Annotated in this window: 1 protein-coding gene; it reads right to left on the bottom strand. The window is 76.4% G+C overall.

Annotation, left to right across the window (positions count from 1 at the left end; translation table 11 throughout):
* Window positions 1-301, bottom strand: a 301-nt coding sequence (locus CCN42_RS25665) for an Rv3235 family protein (protein ID WP_245877455.1), incomplete at both ends; no start/stop codon positions are given.

The following is a 301-nucleotide window of genomic DNA, read 5'->3' as shown; positions in this document are numbered from 1 at the left end:
GCCGTGCAGCGCCAGCGGTGGTCCCGGCCCAGTTCCAGGCGGAAGGCCATCGCGCGCAGCCGGTCACCGGTGCCGATGCGGGCGAATGCCTCGAAGGCGCCCGGGCGGGGGACGTAGTAGCCGACGTCCCGCACCACGGGGCGGGCGCCCAGGGAGCGCAGGGGGCCGGTCTCGGCGAGGTGGGCGAGGTCGTCGTAGGCGCGTCCCACCGTGTGCCGGAGCATGGAGTGGACCGGGCGCTGGCCGCTGAGGACCAGCAGGAGGCGGTCGGCGAAGACGTCCGTGGGGCGGGGCTGGGGGA

It is taken from the genome of Streptomyces glaucescens (assembly GCF_002154375.1).
Classification (GTDB): Bacteria; Actinomycetota; Actinomycetes; order Streptomycetales; family Streptomycetaceae; genus Streptomyces; species Streptomyces glaucescens.
The sequence above is the reverse complement of the archived record's forward strand: the minus strand, read 5'-3'. Positions and strand labels throughout refer to the sequence as shown.